The sequence below is a fragment of the Sterolibacterium denitrificans genome (assembly GCF_900174485.1).
GTDB lineage: Bacteria > Pseudomonadota > Gammaproteobacteria > Burkholderiales > Rhodocyclaceae > Sterolibacterium > Sterolibacterium denitrificans.
Genome location: NZ_LT837803.1, coordinates 1,267,124 through 1,284,610, shown reverse-complemented (window position 1 = coordinate 1,284,610; position 17,487 = coordinate 1,267,124). Strand labels below are relative to the sequence as shown.

Below are 17,487 nucleotides of genomic sequence, written 5' to 3'. Positions count from 1 at the left end.
TTTTCGCCCTTGCCCTTGCCCTTTCCTTCTCCAACCCCATCACGGCTTCTTCCCCGTTTCTGCCTGCAATGCCGATCCGCCATCCGCCCATCCGCTACACTGACGCATGACACGGATTCGCAAAGGAATGTCCATGAACACGACGACCCAGGCTACCAGTCGCCACACGTCCCCGCACGCGCCGCGCTGGCTCGGTCTGCTGAAGTTCCTGCTGTTCGCCGCCTGTCTGCTGCCTGCCGCCAGCCTGGCCTGGAGCATGCTGCAGGGAACGCTTGTCCATCATGCCGACTCCGCCGAATTCACTGCGCGCATGCTGGGTGACTGGGCATTCAGGATGCTGCTGCTCACGCTTGCCGTCTCGCCCCTGCGCCGGCTCACCGGCTGGCACTGGCTGATTCGTCTGCGCCGCATGCTGGGCCTGTTCGTGTTTTTCTATGCGCTATTGCATCTGCTGAGCTATCTCTGGCTCGAGCACGGCTTCCGCTGGACGGCAATCGCCGGCGACATCGTCAAGCACCCGCTCATCACCCTCGGCGCAGCAGCCTTCCTGTTGCTGCTGCCGCTGGTCGCAACCTCGAACAGGCGCATGGTGCGACGGCTGGGCGGACAGCGCTGGCAGGAGTTGCACCGCTCGCTTTATCTCATCGCCCTTTTCGTGCTGGTGCATTACTGGTCGCTGGCCGAGCATGACACGCTGCAGCCGTTGCTGCATGCCGTGATACTCGTGGCGCTGCTGGGCATCCGCGCCTGGTGGCGCGAGCAGGAACGGCAGCGGCAGCTCTCCGCCGCGCCGCCGCTTCCCCGCTACAAGCCGCGCGGCAAGGTGATTCCTATCGATCCTCGCTGAGTTCGCGCCGCAAGCGGCTGTGCTGGCGCGCCCGCTCGGCACGCTTGTCCTTGCGCTGGTGAGCGCCGGCCTTTCTCTGCAATGCCGGCGCGACGTACGGATTGCGCGGTTTGAGCGCGCTGCGCCGATCGCGTTTGGCGCGTTTCATGACGCCTGCGGCCCCGGGCGCTTTTCAAAGCGGATGATGGCGCGGCCATCGGCCAAGCGGCGCGGTTCGGGCTTCCAGGCATGACCGTAGATGATCTCGAAACTGGCCGCCAGCGGCTGGCCGGGCGCGGCACTGGCGGCATACTGCCGCAGCACGCGACGCCAGTCGCGCCACGGCAGATCGCCCAGCAGCGCGTTGCGGCAGCCCAGATGACGCTGATCGCGCAGCAACCCGCGCGGCCGGGCATAGGTCAGCGTCAGCATTTCCATGTCCATCACCGGATCGGCAAACCCCGCATCCAGCAGCATGTCGCCGACATCGTGCATGTCGAGAAAACTGCGCAGCGGCGGCTCGATGCCGCAGGCCAGGCAGGCGGCGCGCAACTCCTTGAGGGTATCGGGGCCGAGCATGGCAAACATCAGCAAGCCATCGACCTTCAGCACCCGCTGCAGCTCGGCAAATGCAGGCCGGGGATCGGCCAGCCAGTGCAGCATCAGGTTGGACCAGACCAGGCTCTGGCTGCCATCGGCCAGCGGCAGGGCGCGCACGTCGGCGCAGACGGGCCGCGCCAGGCGGCGCGACAGACGCTGCCACAAGGGCGCATTGCCGGGCAGGCGCTGCAGCATGGGCAGGGCCAGATCGACGGCCACGGGCAAGGCCGACGGGTAGCGCCGCTGCAGCGTGCGGATACCCTCCCCGGTAGCGCAACCGACGTCGGCGACGTGGCTGGGCGCCAGGCGGATGTATTCCAGGCGCTCGGCCATGCGCCGCCCGGTTTCGCGCGCCAGCACGGCCGCCTCGTCATAGCTGGCGGCAGCGCGGGCGAAGTTCGTATTCATGCCGCAGCGGCCGATCAGACCACGATTCAGATCGCCTGCAGACCCAGCCGCTCGAACAGCGCCTCATCGCGCGAGGCTTCCGGATTGTCTGCGGTGAGCAGCTTGTCGCCGTAGAAAATGGAATTCGCGCCGGCAAGAAAGCACAGCGCCTGCAGTTCGTCCGACATCTGCTGGCGGCCGGCCGACAGACGCACGTAGCTGGCCGGCATGAGGATGCGCGCGCAGGCGATGGTGCGCACGAAATCGAAGGGATCGATGGGTTCGGCGGCGGCCAGCGGCGTGCCGGGGATCGGCACCAGGTTGTTGATCGGCACCGAATCGGGCGGCGGGTTCATGTTGGCCAGCTCGCACAGCAGATCGGCGCGGCCGCGCCGGGTTTCCCCCATGCCGATGATGCCGCCGCTGCACACCTTGATGCCGGCAGCGCGCACCTTGTCGAGCGTATCGAAACGATCGGCCTGGGTGTGGGTGGAAATGATCTTGACGTAATGCTCGGGCGAGGTATCGAGGTTGTGGTTGTAGTAGTCCAGTCCGGCGTCCTTCAACTCCTCGGCCTGGCCCGGCTGCAGCATACCCAGGGTGGTACAGGTTTCCATGCCCAGCGACTTGACCGCGCGGATCATCTCCTTGACCGGCTCCAGATCTTTCTGTTTCGGCCCGCGCCAGGCCGCGCCCATGCAAAAGCGCGTCGCGCCCTTGTCCTTGGCGGCCCGGGCAGCGGCCAGGACTTCGTCAACCGGCAGCAGGGCTTCGCGCTCCAGGCCGGTGGCGTAGCGCGCCGACTGCGAGCAATAGCCGCAGTCCTCCGAACAACCGCCGGTCTTGATCGACAGCAGGGTCGAACGCTGCACGGCATTCGCATCGAAGTTGGCGCGATGCACCTGCTGGGCTCGATACATGAGATCGGCAAACGGCAAGGCAAACAGCGCCTCGACTTCGGCACGGGTCCAGACATGACGAACGGCGGCAGTCGGTGCAACGGCAAGCGCGCCACCGTCCAGGGCAAGGGAAGCACTCATGAGGGAATTCGTCTGCAAGAATGAAATGAAATCGGAATAAAATCGCGGGCAGCCAGGGGCTGGAAGCAGGCCGAAAACACTGCCTTGTCCCGTCCTGCCGGACGTTCCGCATGCCGCTGCGCAGTGCGGAACCAGAAAAGAATAAACAAGGGAAGGTGCAGCAACGCGATGGCGATTTTAACCCAGATCAAACGCGCTCCCGCACCTGGCAGCGGTGGCAGGAACGGTCTCGGCCTCCAGCTTTTGTTGCCGCAGGACTGTTTTCTGTGCACCGCCCCGGCCGGCGCCACCTTGCTATGTCCGGCCTGCGCCGGCGATCTGCCTCGGCTGGATGGGCCGGCCTGCCCCATCTGCGCGCTGCCGACAACCGACGGCGCGGTTTGCGGGGCCTGCCTGAGGAAAGCGCCGCACTTCGATGCCACACAGGCGTGCTTCCGCTATGCCTTCCCCGTCGATCGCCTGGTGCAGGCGCTGAAATACCGGCACGACCTCGCCATTGCGCATTTCCTTGCCGAAGCCTTGCTGCAACTCCCCACCGCCGATGCGGCGGCGGCCGACCTGCTGGTCGCGCTGCCGCTATCGGAACGGCGCCTGGCGGCACGCGGCTTCAATCAGGCAGTGGAACTCGCCCGACCATTGGCGCGCCAACTGGGCATCCCCCTGCTCACGACAGGCTATGCGAGATCGCTCGACACGCCACCGCAGGCCAGCCTACCCTGGAAGGAGCGGCAGAAAAACATCAGCGGCGCCTTCGAATGTGGAATGGATTTGCGCGGCAAGCACGTCATCGTAATCGACGACGTGATGACCACGGGCGCGACACTCGACGAATTCGCCCGCACACTGAAAAAACACGGGGCGCGACGCGTGAGCAACCGGGTCGTGGCACGCGCGCTGCGCGATGTGTAACGTGTGATAAGTGATGCGCCAGGATCGAAGTTACTGAATCTCGGCCAGCCAGGCGCGTGCCTCGGCCTCTTCCTCGAACACGCGCACATCCGCCTCGACAAACAACTGCGACAGCCAGGCCGTCCAGCTCACCCACTGGCTGCCCGTCAGCACGGCAATGCGGCGAAAATCGTGCGCGTGCTGGCGCGAGAAACGGATTTCCTCCCAGGCGACATCCAGGGTGAAGCTGGCCATCTGACGCAGATCGAAGAACAGGCTGACCGGCCCCTCGAACTTGAGCTTGTAGCGAACCAGCTCCTCGAACTCGTGATAATCGGCGAGTGTGAATTCACCAAAAACGGCAACGGATACGATGCTGCCTTCGTGGTCGGTATTGATCATGTACGGTTTTTCTCAACGGAAGAGGCAGGTTTGACTATAACCGAATCCCGCACCGCCGTGACGATCTGCGAGAAAGACGTTGCCAGCAGGCCACTGGCAACGATCAGGCCGATACCGGCAAGCGCGATGGGCTGCAGTTCCTCGCCCCACAGCCAGTAGCCGAACAAGGAAGAAAACACGACCGTCGTATAGGCGAAACTGGCGACGACCATGGTCTTGCCATGTTTGTAGGCGCGCGTCATGCAGAGCTGGGCCGCAGCCCCGAAGCCGCCGACGCCCAGCAGCAGCAACCAACCGGGTCCATCGACGGCATGGAACGGATTCGCCGACAAGACCCAAGGCAGACCGGCAACCGTTGAAATCAGGGAAAACCAGAATACCGTGCGCCATTCCGGCTCTCCGACTTCACCGAGCTTGCGCACGTGCAGATAGGCGATGCTGGAGATGATGCCCGAGCCGAGGCCGAACAGGCCGCCCAGCATCTGCTCGGCATGCCAGGCGGGACGCAGCAACAGGACAACGCCGAGAAAACCGGCCAGAACGGCCAGCACCAGCGGCAATCCGACCCGCTCACGCTGCCAGACGGCCAGCAGCACGGCGAGAAACAGCGGCGAAGTGTAGTTCAGCGTCACGGCCGTCGCCAGCGGAATCATGCCGATGGCAACGAAATACATGACCAGGGCGACGAGACCCGAAATGCTGCGCGTAAGGTGCATGCGCCAGTTCGGTGTCGCGACGCGCAAACCATGGAAGCGCACGTAGCCGTAAATCAACAGCAGGGCAATGAAGCCCCGGTAGAACACCAACTCGGCGGCGGCAAATCGTGCGGCGCCAAGCTTGACGCAAACGCCCATGCAGGCGAACAGCAGGCTGGCGGCGATCATCCAGAGGGTGGGCATGGGTCGGTTATCCCGCATCCCGCCGTGCGCGAAGATCAGCGCGAACGGCGAGGCAGGGCAAAGTCGCGCATCATCGTCTCACCGCGAAATAAATGCAAGCCGGGCGGCGTTCTGTATCCGGCGACGCCACACCGGGTCAGTCGTCGATCAGGTTCCTGGGACCGAACAGGACCAGCTCGTTGAGCGGACAGTACTGATACATGAGCGGCGATGCGGACAATTCCAGACGCTGCAATTGGCGGGCGATGTCATGATCCCCCAGCGTCAGGGAGGCTGCATCGGACGACATCGTCTGGGCATACTGCAGCGGATGGGTATAAACGTTCGCGCACAACGGGATTCCGTTCTTCATCGAATAGGCGCGGTAGCGCAGCGGCTTGGCGGGCGCGCCCGCCAATGCCTGCCCCTCCAGCATCAGGATGTTGCGCCCGCCTTCCGACAGCAGGCACGAGGTGCGTCCGGGCGGGCGCCTGAATTCGATGTCGGCGACGAACTTGGGATAACCGTAGAGTTCCACGCCGCCCCAGCGCGCGATCTCCGTGGTGACGGGCAGTTTCCAGACGTAGGCCTCGAAGCAGCGCGTCATCAGACCGTGCAGCAGCTTGATGCCGGGCAGCGTGCGATGGCCGTAGCTCATCAGGAACGATATGCTGAACTCGTTGTAGGGATCGATATCGGTGTCGCGGTACTCGAAGGCGCTGAAAGCAACGACGCAGCGTCCGGGAAACAGTTCGATCGGATGCATGCGGGCATCCGGCAGCAAGGCCCTCACCTGCCGGGTCGATGCGGTGAATACCGCCGTCATCGACGAGTTGTCGTAGTAGAACACCGGCAGCTTGCCCATGCGGTCGAACGCCGCCAGCGGGAACTCGGTCTGCACGATGCCCCGCAGAAAATCGCTGGGCCGGCGGGATTTCTGCCGGCTCTCGTCAATACGAGCGTCAATGGCCGCCATGGCCAGCGCTTCTGTAGTCATCCTCATCCTCCTTCGATAATGGCGCGGCTCACACCTGTACCTGAGTGGCCGCCTTCATCAGATCCGTCACCACGCTCGGCGTGCCCGACACCAGAATCTTGATGCGCCCTTCCTTGATGCCCGCCTTGTCCAGGATCAGGTTGGTCGCCCATTTGGCCGTGACGTTGGTCTTTTCCATGAATACTGCCGGGTGCGGCACGAAGGCCAGGTCGCCGATGAACAGCAGGTTGTCGATCGGCGATTGCACTGGCGGGCGCCGCCCTTCGTCGCCGACCCGATAGCCCGTGTAGGTCGTCCAGCGATTCACATACGCGCTGCGCGGCGGCGGCAGATCGGGAATGACCGACTTGAGTTCCTGGTAGCACAAGTCGGCGATTTCAGCGGTGGGCTTGCCCGCGACCAGGTCGGTCTTGGCAATCTGCGTTTCGATCACGGTGACGTCGCGATCCGGATATTCCGCAGACCACGACATCAGCTTGCCATCGGGAAATGGCACGCGCAGGGAGCGATTGACGGTGATGCCCAGGTGCTGAAAGCCCGTGGCGAAGAAGCATATCGCCGGCCGCCCGTCGGCATCGCGGATCTTGCGTTCCCATTGACCCTTGCCGTCGAACCAGAGGTTGGTGACATACACGGATTTCGCGTGCAGCCCCAGGATGTTCCTGAAGTAGGGCATATCGCCCAGCGTCGCCAGATTGGCTTCCACCAGTCGTTTCGCCCCGGGGATGTCCAGCGCCGATATGTAGTAGTCGGCCTTCCAGACGCGTGTGCTGCGCTCCGCCTCCGTCACGTCGCGCAGCATGTCGACATGCGCGCCGCAGAACGGACACTCATGGCCGACTTCCATGCCATCGAATATCAAGTTGCCGCAAATCGAGCAGCGCCGCACGCGCCCCTTGCCGGAACCTGCCGGAATCTCGGCGGCCAGCACGCGGTCGATGCGTTCCCCCTTCTTCTCGAAGCCGGTCACCTCGGTGTGGTAATGGATCTCGCCGCCGCGCGCGCGAATGTAATCCACCATGGGCTGCAGGAAGGACTCGCCGACCGGATTGACATAGAGATTGACCTTCATGTCATCCGTCGCCCCCGCCACGAGCTGGAAGATGTTGGCCAGAGTCAATGCGGAGACCTGATCCACGTTGTCGAAGTAGGCCATTTCGAGCAGGCTGTCGCAGATCTTGTGGATCAGCGGCTCGGACACTTTCAGCTTGCGTCCGTACTCCAGGAAGGTCATGGAGTCCATGTAGGCCCGCTGTTGCGGATCGGCGTAGTCGAAACTCATCAAGCGCACCGCGAGGCGAACGAAATCGTTGCGCTCGGACTCGGGCAGATGCTTCACCTCGCGCGCATTCAACAACAACTGGATCTTGTCGTAAGGCTTGGGCCAATTGCAGTTGCGCAGGTGGCTTTCCGTGCCATCCTTGTCGAGGAAGTTGTAGATGGAGGCCTCGTTGGGCATCTCCGCCAAACGCCAACCGTGACGCCCCAGAAATTCGCGCAGGTTGTTGTAGAAGCCCCAGACGGCATGGATGCCGTGCTCGCGGATGTAGCCCGGAAAGGCGGGATCGTTTTTGGCGGGATCGTCGGTCGGGCCAAAATGCCGGTCGCGCCAGGACTTGAGCTTGCCGCCCGGCGTACCCGAACGTTCGAGGATGGTGACCTTGAAGCCGCGCGCCGACAGTTCGACGCCCGCCTGCAGGCCGGACAAACCGCCGCCGATGATGAGCACACTCTTGCCATTGGGCGCCAGTTCGACCTTGTTCTCCGGCACCTCGGGATATTCGGCATCCAGCACGGGTTGGCGCGACAGCGGAATCGCCAACGCCGCGGAACCCACCGCCGCGCCGGCAACCACAGCCGCCCCCTTGATGAAACCGCGACGATCCAGCTTCTCTTTTCGTTCGTTCATGAGCGCATTTCCTGTTTGAGGGTTATCGAGCCAGGCTTACCAGGTCGGACGGCGATCCGACACCGTGCCCACGGTCGACAACACCTGCCGCATCCGCTCGATTTCATGCGGACCGAAGAACCTGTCGTGGTGCTTCGGATAGACGATGCCTTCACGCGTTTCGAGATGCTTGAGCGGGCACCAGGAAGACTCGATCTGTTCCAGCGCCATGGAGAATCGCAACACGATGCTCTTGGTGCAGCGTAGGGGCAGCCGCCCGAACCAGGGCAACTGGGCGGCATAGCCCTCACGCGTCATCACGCGGCTCGCCTCGGCGATGGAAACGCGATGCATGCCCAGCGGACGGGAAACGAGGATGTTGTAGATGATCTGAACACCCGCCTCGAAAATCACGACCAGCGGCGACAGCAGCAGTACGACCAGGGCCGCCACGGCCTGTTTCCACAACGGCACGGAGCGATGCACGCGAGCCAGATGATCCAGCTCCATGTTGGCCATCGTAACCAGCCCGTTGGCATAGCCGCAGAACATGCAGTTGAATTTGTCGAACCAGCCCATGCCTGCGATGCGATGGCGGTCGATGATGACGTGATCCGCCCAGCGCACCCGCGGAATACCGAACAGGGGACGCAACAGCCACTGATAGGCGGCCACGCACGTCGTGACGTGCAGCACGATCAACAGCGGGATGCACAGGTACATCGGCAATCCCCCGGCAAACGTGCGCACCCAGCCGATCCGCCGGACATGGCTGCTGAAGATGGGGTACATCAGCGTCCATTCCGTTGGACGTGGAGCCGCGTATTGCGGCGCTGTTGCCTTGTTCGACATGGTCTCCTCCTCGCTTGATTGTGAATAACGAGCAACCCGTTGCATGCATGGCGCTTATTCTTGCGACCATTCACCCACGCTACCACGGCGCGCTTTTTGTCCTCCGACCACATTGCCGAGTTGCAGCGCAAAACCTTTGCAAGCTCATGGACAATGCATGAGATTCATCATATGAATCATAATTTGCATTTTTCATCCCCCGATCGGGGGATCGGGAAGGACGACAAGGCAAAATGAGCGAGGATCACCCCTCACCCCATTCCACGACACAACAGCCATCAGTGCTGCAAGTCTCCCGCCTGCACCCGCCGCGCCGGGGACGCGGCCTGCTGTCGCGCCCCCGCCTGGAAGACCTCGCCCCCAGGCTGCTCGAACACGGACTGGCCATCATTCAGGCGCCGCCCGGCTATGGCAAAACCACCCTGGCGGCCGCCTGGCTCGAAATTCTTGCCGCCCAGGGCGTCGCGACGGCGTGGCTGACGCTCGACCATGCAGACGACAGCCCCGCCGGTTTGCTGCATGGCCTGGCGACATCGCTCGGCGTCGCGAACCCGGACTTGGCGCCCGATCTTCCCGCGCCGGAACACAGCCCTTCCGTCAACGCCATGGCCGTCTGCTTGAGCAATGCGCTCCACCGTCACACCGGCCACATCCTGCTGGTTCTGGACGACTGCCAGCACGCCGGCGCTTCGACATTGCAGGAAGCGCTGGCGCCACTGCTGCGCCACCCGCCGCCACGACTCCACCTGCTGCTCGTCAGCCGCCGGCAGTTGCCCACGAATCTGCTGTCGCAGGCGCGCGAACACCCCCTCCTGGCGCTCGACGCCGAATCTCTGCGCTTCACGTCCGACGAAACGCAAGCCCTGCTGGAGCGCGCCGGTCAAACCCCGACAGCCAGCGAACTGACGACCATCCAGGAAACTTCGGCAGGCTGGAGCACCGCCCTGCGCGCCTATCTTCTTGTCGCACGCAAACGCTCCCATGGGGGATCCGCCGCGCTATCGCGCCGCCTGAGCATGGTTTTCGATGCAATGCTGACGGAACTCGATACCGATTTCCGCCGCCAATTACTTCCGCTCGGCCTGCTCGAAACGTTCAATGCCCCACTGCTGGCCCATTGCCGATATCACGCGCCCGAACGCTTCATCGACGCACTGGAACAGCGGCAACTATTCATCGGCGCGCAAGGCGACGAGCGCTCATGGTTCAACCTGCATCCGCTGTTCAGGCAGCATATGACCCGTTTGCTGGAGCACGAGGATCCGGAACGCGCCAACGCCTTCCGGCGGCGGGCCGCCGCCTGGCTGGCCGAGCAAGGCTGCTGGCGCCAGGCGATTTCCCTGGCGCTGGCCGCCGGCGATGCGCATCAGGCGCATGTCTGGATACAGCAGTGCGCCATGGATCTGGTGGAACAAGGAGACTTCCTCAACCTGCTGCAATGGCAGCGGCAGCTCAAGGCGCAGCCAGGCTCGTTCTCGGCCCGGACACGCCTGGCACTGGCCTGGGCCGCGGCGCTCGCCATGCAGCATGAAGAAGCGTCAGCCCTGCTGGAAAGCCTCCCGGACGAGGACGGCATCGACCCGTGGGAATGCCGCGCGTTGCGCGCCATGCTGATGGCCCTGAACGAACAGGCGGATGAAGGCGCACAGCTTGCAGCCGCCTGCCTGCAACACTTCGGAGACCAGCCCTGGATACTCAACGTCCTGAACAACGTACAGCGCTATGCGATGTTGCGCGCAAGCCAATGGCACGCGCTGTATGACCTGCCATCCCTGCAATCCAAGCCGCTGGCCAGCACCTGCTACACATTCAACCGCCTGTACCAGCATTGCATCGACAGCCTGGCCGACATCCAGCAAGCCCACCTGACCAGCGCCGCCGCGCACATCGAACGCGCCTTTGCCGAGCTGGCCGAAAGCGGCGCAACCAATCCGAACCTGAGAGCCTTCCCGAGCGGATTTCTGGCGCGCATCCGGCTTTTGCAGGGGCGCATCAACGAAGCCGAAGCCTTGCTTGCCGACAGCCTGGCGTTCGTGCAAATGGGCGGGTTTCTGGATTCCATCATGGCCAGTCTGGGCAGCAGCGCGGCCCTTCTGCGCCGCCAAGGCCAATTGGCCCAGGCGCGGCAACGCGTCGAAGAAATCGAGGCCATTGCGCACCGCCGGCAATGGCCGCGCCTGCTCGCCCAGGCCCTGCTGGAACGCAGCCGCATCAGCCTACAGGAACTCAAGCCGGAAGAAGCCCGTGCCTGCGTTCTCCGCCTGCAACAGCTCTGCAGCAAGCATTGCCAAACCGCGGAAACGGACGACATCGCCCATGCGCGGGTGCTGGCCATGCTGGAACTCGCCAGCGCAACGGGCGAGCCTCCCACGGCATTGATCTCAGAAGCCGAAGCGCTCGCCGCCAGGCTGGGCGCCGCGCAACTGAGGCTCCCCCAGATGGAGCTGCACATCGCCATGATCGGCCTGTTATGCCGCATGGGCCAAACCGATGCCGCCGAGCGGAAATACAATGAATGGCAGCCGGCCGTGCGTCAAAGCGGGGCGCTGGCCTTGCTGGAAAGCCTGCCCGCGCGCTGGCGGCTGACGGCGGCACCCGCTCCCGCAAGAGGCAGCCCGCTCCACGCCCTGACCGTCAAGGAACGTCTGATCCTGCAGTGCGTGGCCCGCGGAGAATCCAACAAGGTCATGGCCAAGGCCTTGGGCGTCACACCGGAAACCATCAAATCCCACCTGAAGAACATCTTCTCGAAACTCAACGTGCGCAACCGCACTCAGGCGGCCGCCTTCGCCTCCAGCGGAGTCGATGAGAATATTCCGATGCCCTGAAAGCCGCCGGCGCGGCTTTCGCGTCAGCGCGCCCCTGCGACGATGCCGCGATAGAACTCGTGGAAATGCCGCATGCCGTCCTCCATCGGCGACTGATAGGGACCGGTCTCGCTGCGCCCCTGCTTCATCAGCGCACGACGGCCGCGATCCATGCGTTCGCCGATATCGTCATCCTCGATTGCGGTTTCCATGTAGGCGGCCTGCTGGGCCTCGATGAACCCGCGCTCGAACAAGGCGATTTCCTCGGGATAGTAGAACTCGACGACGTTGAGCGTCTTGTCCACATCCTGCGGGATCAGCGACGACATCACCAGCACGTGCGGATACCACTCGACCATGATGTTCGGGTAATAGGTCAGCCACACCGCGCCTTGTTTCGGCTGCTCGCCGTTGTTGAATTCGAGCAACTGCTTCTGCCAGCGTTCATAGACTTTGGAACCCGACTTCAGCAGCGAGGTGATGCCGACGCGCTGCACCGAATACCAGTCGCCGAATTGCCAGGTCAGGTCGTCGCAGGTGACGAAGTTTCCCAACCCGGGATGGTAGGGCGCGACGTGGTAATCCTCCAGATAGACCTCGATGAAGGTCTTCCAGTTGTAATTGCACTGATGCATTTCGACGCGATCCAGCCTGTAGCCGCTGAAGTCGAAAATACCCTGGTCGGCGAGCTTCATGCCGGCCAGATCCTCGCGCGCCGAACGCGGCCCCTTGAACAGCAGGCCGTTCCAGTTCTCCAGTGGCTGCTTGTCGAGATGCAGACAGGGATTGGCGGGGAAGTGCGGCGCGCCGATCAGGCTGCCCTGCGTATCGTAGGTCCAGCGATGGATCGGGCAGACGATATGTTTGGCATTGCCCGAGCCTTGCAGCATGATCGCCTGGCGATGACGGCAGACGTTGGACAGCAGTTCGATGCCGCCGCCCTGCTCGTCGCCCTGGCGCACCAGCAGACGCGCATGATCGAGCCATTCGAGACTGCGATAGTCGTGCGCACCCGGCACCATCAGTTCGTGGCCGACATAGCCCGGTCCGGCATCGAACAAAAACTTCTGCTCCAGCTCGAACAGCTTTTCGTCGAAATACCAGAAAACCGGCAATTGCGGCGCAACGCTGTTAGGCATGTCCAGCCTCCAGGATCGGTCTTCCGATATCTTGAAAATCCTTGGATCGTAGACCAAATGCAAACGCAAGCATGGATAGCGAACCGGAAATCATGCCGTCAACGCCGGGCACTCTGCAAACGAACATGACTTTCGCTTTCAGTTTCCAGCTTCCTCTTTCGCAATCCGACCGTTCATATTCATGGAAAACTGCTTCTTTTTGCCGATCCGGATGGATGGCGGCTTCAGGCGGGTCCGATTGAGTTGCCCTGCGGCCTCAAGCGCCGGATAGGCGGCAGAACAGATATGCGAGTGAATACGCTTCAGGTCGCGCAGGATGTCGATGTGCAGGGCGCTGGTCTCGATGCTTTCGACCCGTCCCACTTTCAGCCGCGCCATGTGTTTCTCGGCGGCAGCAAACTCGAGCTCGCGTATCCGGCTTTTCTCCTCCAGCAACTGGCGTGCCGCCTTGACGTCGCCGGAGAGGAATACCGTCATGGCGAGCTTGAGGTTGTCGCGCACGATGCGATGAAACTCCTCCAGCTCCGCCGCCCCTTCGGCGGAAAACTCCAGTTGTCCCCGGATCTTCTTGCCGGCCAGTTCCATCAGGTTCATGTCGATGATGTCGCCGATATGCTCCAGGTTGATCGCCAGATTGAGGATTTCCATGGCGCGCTGACCTTCCACGTCGTCGAGGCTGCCATGGGTCACCTTGACGATGTAGAGCTTGATGGCCTCGTTCAGGCGATCGACCGCATTGTCCTTGTCGCTGATTTCGCCCACCAGCATCCGGTCATTGGTCAGGATCGCCGTCATCGACTGCTGCAGCATGGTATCGATGATGTCGCCCATGCGCATGGTTTCGCGCGCGGCGCAGGCGAGCGCCACGCTCGGCGTCTCGATGACGCTCGCATCCAGATAAATCGGGGTCGTCAAATCATCGGTGGTCTTCACCTCGGGCAGCAGCTTCTCCAGCACCCGCGCATAGAGATTCAGCGGCAGGATGAAGAGCAGGGCCATGATGAGGTTGAACAGGGTATGGAAATCGGCGACCAGCCGCACCGGATTCTGATAGAAGGATTCCAGCAGTTCGACGATCGGCGCCAGAAACGGCATGAAGATCAGGCAGCCCACGAGGCGATTGATCAGGTTGCCCACCGGCATGCGGCGATGCGCCGGATTGCCGCTGCCCATGCCTTCGAGCAATGGATTGAAGGCGCTGCCGAGGTTGGCCCCCAGCACCAGGGCCAGGGCGGCGAACGGCGTCAGGAAATGGGAAGAGACCAGCGACATCGTCAGGAGCACGGTGGCCACGCTGGAGTGCGAAGCCCAGGCCAGAACCGCGCCGATCAGCAGCGTCAGCAGCGGCTCGTTGGTCACCGCCGCGAACAGCGCGCGCACCACCGGCACGTGTTCGGCCGGCGCCAGACTGTCGAGCAGCAAATGCAGGGAAAGCAGCATCAGGCCGAGGCCGATGGCCACCCGGCCGAGATCCTTGACGACCGTGCGCGCGCCGCGCTTGTAGGCAAGTACGCCGGTAGTCAGCAACAACGGAGAAATGATCGAGGAATCGAAGGACAGCAACTGCACGATCAGCGTGGTGCCGACATTCGCCCCGAGCATCACCGCCAGTGCCGGGCCCAACTGCACCAGACCCGCGGCGGCAAACGAAGTCAGCATCAAGGAAGTGGCGGTGCTGCTTTGCAGGATCGCCGTCACCCCCAGCCCGGCGGCAAAGGCGTGATACCTGTTTTTCAACACCCTGCCGAGAAACCGCCGGATTCTTGCGCCGTACGCCCGGACGATGCCGGTTTGCACCATGTACAAACCCCACAGGAGCAACGCCACGCCGCCTATGAGATCCAGCAGTATCCTGACCCCCACCGTTTCCTCCATTCATTGCCGCATCCGTTACGGCAACACCCCGATGAAAAGCCGGCAAATATCTGCCGGGAAATGCCCCATGCCGCCAGTGCACGATGGGTCGAATGCGGCGCCCGCCCGCTTCCTTTGTATACGCCGGCTATGCTAACACCTGCGCTACGGGCGTTCAAAACATCAGCACGATATCAGTGCGGTACTACCGCCGGCGCAACGGAACAACCGGACTATTGCGCCGCCGCCAGCATTTCCGTCGCGTGCTGCCGGGTCGTCGCCGTGATTTTCACGCCGCCCAGCATGCGCGCCAACTCCTCGATCCGGGCTGCGTGGTCGAGCGGCATCACGCGCGAGAACACGGCGCCATCGACCTCTTCCTTGGCGATGCTCCATTGCCGATGGGCGCAGGCGGCCACCTGCGGCAGATGGGTGACGCACAGCACCTGACGGCCGTGGCCCAGCTCACGCAACATCCGCCCCACGATCTCCGCCACGCGGCCGCCGATACCGACATCCACTTCGTCGAAAATCAGCGTGGGCGTCTGCGCTGCCTGGCTGGCAATCACCTGGATGGACAAACCGATCCGCGACAGCTCGCCGCCGGAAGCAACTTTGGCCAGCGGCCTGGGTGGTTGTCCCGCATTCGCGGCAACGAAAAATTCGACGCTTTCCAGCCCGTGGGCCGCGTCTTCGGCCAGCGGCAGCAACTGAATCTCGAAGCGCCCGCCTGCCATCGCCAACTGCTGCATGGCCTCGCTGACCTGGCGACCGAGTTCGGCGGCCGCCTTGGCGCGGCCCTTGCCCAGTTTTTTCGCCGCAGCGAGATAGTCCTTTTCCGCCGCAGCGGCCTTTTCGGCCAAAGCGGCGACATCCACCAGCAGATCCAGTTCCTCGAGACGCGCCTGCTGCTGCGCCAACAGTCCGGGCAGTTCTTCGACCGCGACGCGCTGCTTGCGCGCCAGCGCCATGACCGTGGCGATCCGCGTCTCCAGTTCGGCCAGGCGCTGTGGTTCGAGATCCAGCTTGCGCTGGTAGTGGCGCAACGCGTGCGCGGCCTCCTGCAACTGGATCTGCGCATTGTCCAGCAGCTCGACGGCCTCGTTCAGGTCGGCATCGTATTCGAGCAGATCGCGCAGGCGCGTCAGAATGTGGCCGAGCTGCGGCGTAATGGCAGCAGCGCCAGCGCCGCCGCCATCGTCCTCTTCCAGTTGCATCAGTGCGCCACCGGCGCCTTCAATCAGGGCCGCCGCATGCGACAGGCGCCGGTGTTCCTGGTTGTCCTCCTGCCACTGCGCCGGGTCGAAAGCCAGCGCCCGCAGCTCCTGGACCTGCCATTCCAGGGCTTCGCGCTCGCGCAGGGCGGCGCTGGCATCGCGTTCGGCATTGCTGCAGGCCGCGCGCAGCCGCTGCCAGACGCGATATTTCCCGGCCACCTCGCGCGCCAGCGGCAGCAGGCCGGCATGGGCATCGAGCAGTTCGCGCTGCGCTTCGTTGCGCAACAACGAATGGTGGGCATGCTGGCCGTGGATGTCGCAGAAGAATTCGCCCAGCTCGCGCAACTGGGCGAGCGTGGCCGGCGCGCCGTTGATGTAGGCCCGCGAGCGGCCGCCGGCATCGACGACCCGGCGCAACAGGCATTCATCCTCATTCTCGTTGCCGGCCTCGAAATCGTGCGCCGCCAGCCAGGCTCGCACGCTCTGCGCATGCTCGCCCGCCAGCCCGAAGCTGGCTGAGACTTCGGCACGCTCCGCGCCGACGCGCACGACGCTGGCGCCACTCTCGGCGCGCTCGCCCAGCGCCAGCGACAACGCGTCGATGAGGATGGACTTGCCGGCGCCCGTCTCGCCGGTCAGGGCGGAAAAACCCGCCGCGAACTCCAGTTCGAGACGATCGACGATGACGAAATCGCGGATGTAGAGGCGACGCAGCATGGCGGATTGGCAGAAGCGATCAGTGCCGCGGCGTCCCGCTCCAGTGCAGCTTTTCGCGCAGCATGGCGAAATAGCTGTAGCCCGGCGGGTGCATCAGGGTGATGGCGTGGGACGAGCGCTGCACCTGCAGCAGATCGCCGGCGCGCGCATCGAAATATTCATGTCCGTCGAAATGGATCCGGGCGTCGTACTGCGCCAGCAACTGGATTTCGATCCGGCTCTCGTCGCTGATGGTGATCGGCCGGTTGCTCAGGGCGTGCGGACAAAGCGGCACCAGGGCCACCCCATGCACCGCCGGATGCAGAATCGGCCCGTTGGCGGACAGGGCATAGGCCGTCGAGCCGGTCGGCGTGGCGATGATCATGCCGTCGGCACGCAGGATGTAGATGAACTCGCCATCCACGCGCACCTCGACCTCGATCATGCGGCCGATATCGCCCTTGTTGATGACCACATCGTTGAGCGCCAGGGCGCTGAACAGCGTTTCCCCCTCGCGCATGACCCGGGCATCGAGCAGAAAGCGCTGCTCGGGCGAGAATTCACCGTCCAGCAGGGAGGCGATGCCTTCCAGCATGGACTGGCTGGCAATGTCGGTCATGAACCCCAGGCGTCCCTGATTCACGCCAGCCAGCGGAATCGCATACGCTGCCAGCCGCCGGGCGGCATTCAGCATGGTGCCATCGCCGCCGACGACGATCGCCAGATCGGCCTGCTCGCCAATGCGGGAAAACGTGGCTGTCCGGCAGCCATGGCAGCCCACCGCCGCCGCCGTCCCTTCCTCGATCAGTACCTCGCGCCCCTGCGCCTGCAGGAAAGCCACCAGATCGCGCAGCGCATCCGCAATTTCCAGACTCTGGTATTTGCCGATCAGGGCAATGGTGCGGAAATCGCCAAGCGAATCGAATGAACCGGGCGAATTGGACATATTGGACATTCCGGAATTAAACCACAAAGCCATGCGCAATCCACAGCGCAGCGCCGTACGGCGCCCGCTG

At 63.4% G+C, this 17,487-nt stretch carries 15 protein-coding genes; 3 read left to right on the top strand and 12 right to left on the bottom strand.

Features of this window, described 5'->3' with window-relative positions:
• The first annotated feature begins 133 nt into the window (after window positions 1-133).
• A complete protein-coding gene (locus SDENCHOL_RS05865) occupies window positions 134-847 on the top strand; it encodes a sulfite oxidase heme-binding subunit YedZ (RefSeq protein ID WP_154716392.1) in 714 nt (237 codons plus the stop codon).
• Here the strand turns inward: SDENCHOL_RS05865 and SDENCHOL_RS14130 are convergent.
• Genes SDENCHOL_RS14130 through bioB form a run of 3 tightly spaced genes read right to left on the bottom strand, consistent with a single transcriptional unit; the run spans window position 831 to window position 2,853 of the window.
• Window positions 831-995: a hypothetical protein gene (locus SDENCHOL_RS14130; protein WP_172955009.1), complete on the bottom strand. Its 165-nt coding sequence runs from the start codon at window positions 993-995 to the stop codon at window positions 831-833. The two genes, SDENCHOL_RS05865 and SDENCHOL_RS14130, sit on opposite strands and share 17 nt — an antisense overlap.
• Window positions 992-1,834, bottom strand: a complete 843-nt coding sequence (locus tag SDENCHOL_RS05860; RefSeq protein ID WP_154716391.1) for a methyltransferase domain-containing protein — start codon at window positions 1,832-1,834, stop codon at window positions 992-994. The genes SDENCHOL_RS14130 and SDENCHOL_RS05860 overlap by 4 nt, the downstream gene beginning before the upstream one ends.
• 26 nt (window positions 1,835-1,860) lie before the next feature.
• Entirely contained in the window at window positions 1,861-2,853 is a 993-nt protein-coding gene (gene bioB / locus SDENCHOL_RS05855; protein WP_154716390.1) for a biotin synthase BioB, read from the bottom strand.
• A 168-nt stretch (window positions 2,854-3,021) separates the two neighbouring features.
• On the opposite strand from bioB, the gene SDENCHOL_RS05850 reads away from it, so the two are divergent.
• Complete coding sequence (locus tag SDENCHOL_RS05850; RefSeq protein ID WP_154716389.1) at window positions 3,022-3,762, top strand: ComF family protein; 741 nt, start codon at window positions 3,022-3,024, stop codon at window positions 3,760-3,762.
• A gap of 30 nt (window positions 3,763-3,792) precedes the next feature.
• On the opposite strand, the gene SDENCHOL_RS05845 is transcribed toward SDENCHOL_RS05850, so the two are convergent.
• From SDENCHOL_RS05845 to SDENCHOL_RS05825, 5 genes are all read right to left on the bottom strand, one after another.
• Entirely contained in the window at window positions 3,793-4,143 is a 351-nt protein-coding gene (locus SDENCHOL_RS05845) for an STAS/SEC14 domain-containing protein (protein WP_154716388.1), read from the bottom strand.
• Complete coding sequence (locus SDENCHOL_RS05840; protein WP_154716387.1) at window positions 4,140-5,042, bottom strand: DMT family transporter; 903 nt, start codon at window positions 5,040-5,042, stop codon at window positions 4,140-4,142. The genes SDENCHOL_RS05845 and SDENCHOL_RS05840 overlap by 4 nt, the downstream gene beginning before the upstream one ends.
• Before the next feature lie 136 nt (window positions 5,043-5,178).
• On the bottom strand, window positions 5,179-6,018 hold the full coding sequence (locus SDENCHOL_RS05835; protein WP_172955008.1) for an acetoacetate decarboxylase family protein: 840 nt from the start codon (window positions 6,016-6,018) through the stop codon (window positions 5,179-5,181).
• 28 nt (window positions 6,019-6,046) lie between these two features.
• Window positions 6,047-7,927, bottom strand: a complete 1,881-nt coding sequence (locus SDENCHOL_RS05830; protein ID WP_154716385.1) for an FAD-dependent oxidoreductase — start codon at window positions 7,925-7,927, stop codon at window positions 6,047-6,049.
• A 36-nt stretch (window positions 7,928-7,963) separates the two neighbouring features.
• Window positions 7,964-8,758: a hypothetical protein gene (locus tag SDENCHOL_RS05825; RefSeq protein ID WP_154716384.1), complete on the bottom strand. Its 795-nt coding sequence runs from the start codon at window positions 8,756-8,758 to the stop codon at window positions 7,964-7,966.
• Window positions 8,759-9,039: 281 nt separating this feature from the next.
• Here SDENCHOL_RS05825 and SDENCHOL_RS05820 point away from each other — a divergent pair, with 281 nt between their 5' ends.
• Window positions 9,040-11,586 (top strand): LuxR C-terminal-related transcriptional regulator, encoded by a 2,547-nt coding sequence (locus SDENCHOL_RS05820; protein WP_172955007.1) that lies wholly within the window; start codon window positions 9,040-9,042, stop codon window positions 11,584-11,586.
• 23 nt (window positions 11,587-11,609) lie between these two features.
• On the opposite strand, the gene SDENCHOL_RS05815 is transcribed toward SDENCHOL_RS05820, so the two are convergent.
• The 4 genes from SDENCHOL_RS05815 to SDENCHOL_RS05800 form a co-directional block, all read right to left on the bottom strand.
• Window positions 11,610-12,704 carry an aromatic ring-hydroxylating oxygenase subunit alpha gene (locus SDENCHOL_RS05815; protein ID WP_154716382.1) on the bottom strand — a complete coding sequence of 365 codons (1,095 nt, stop codon included), beginning with the start codon at window positions 12,702-12,704 and terminating at the stop codon, window positions 11,610-11,612.
• A 138-nt stretch (window positions 12,705-12,842) separates the two neighbouring features.
• Window positions 12,843-14,567, bottom strand: coding sequence for a Na/Pi cotransporter family protein (locus tag SDENCHOL_RS05810; protein WP_172955006.1), 1,725 nt, complete (start codon window positions 14,565-14,567; stop codon window positions 12,843-12,845).
• 224 nt (window positions 14,568-14,791) lie between these two features.
• Window positions 14,792-16,492, bottom strand: a complete 1,701-nt coding sequence (recN, locus tag SDENCHOL_RS05805) for a DNA repair protein RecN (protein WP_154716380.1) — start codon at window positions 16,490-16,492, stop codon at window positions 14,792-14,794.
• A gap of 19 nt (window positions 16,493-16,511) precedes the next feature.
• Window positions 16,512-17,417, bottom strand: coding sequence for an NAD kinase (locus SDENCHOL_RS05800; RefSeq protein ID WP_154716379.1), 906 nt, complete (start codon window positions 17,415-17,417; stop codon window positions 16,512-16,514).
• Between the last annotated feature and the right edge of the window lie 70 nt (window positions 17,418-17,487).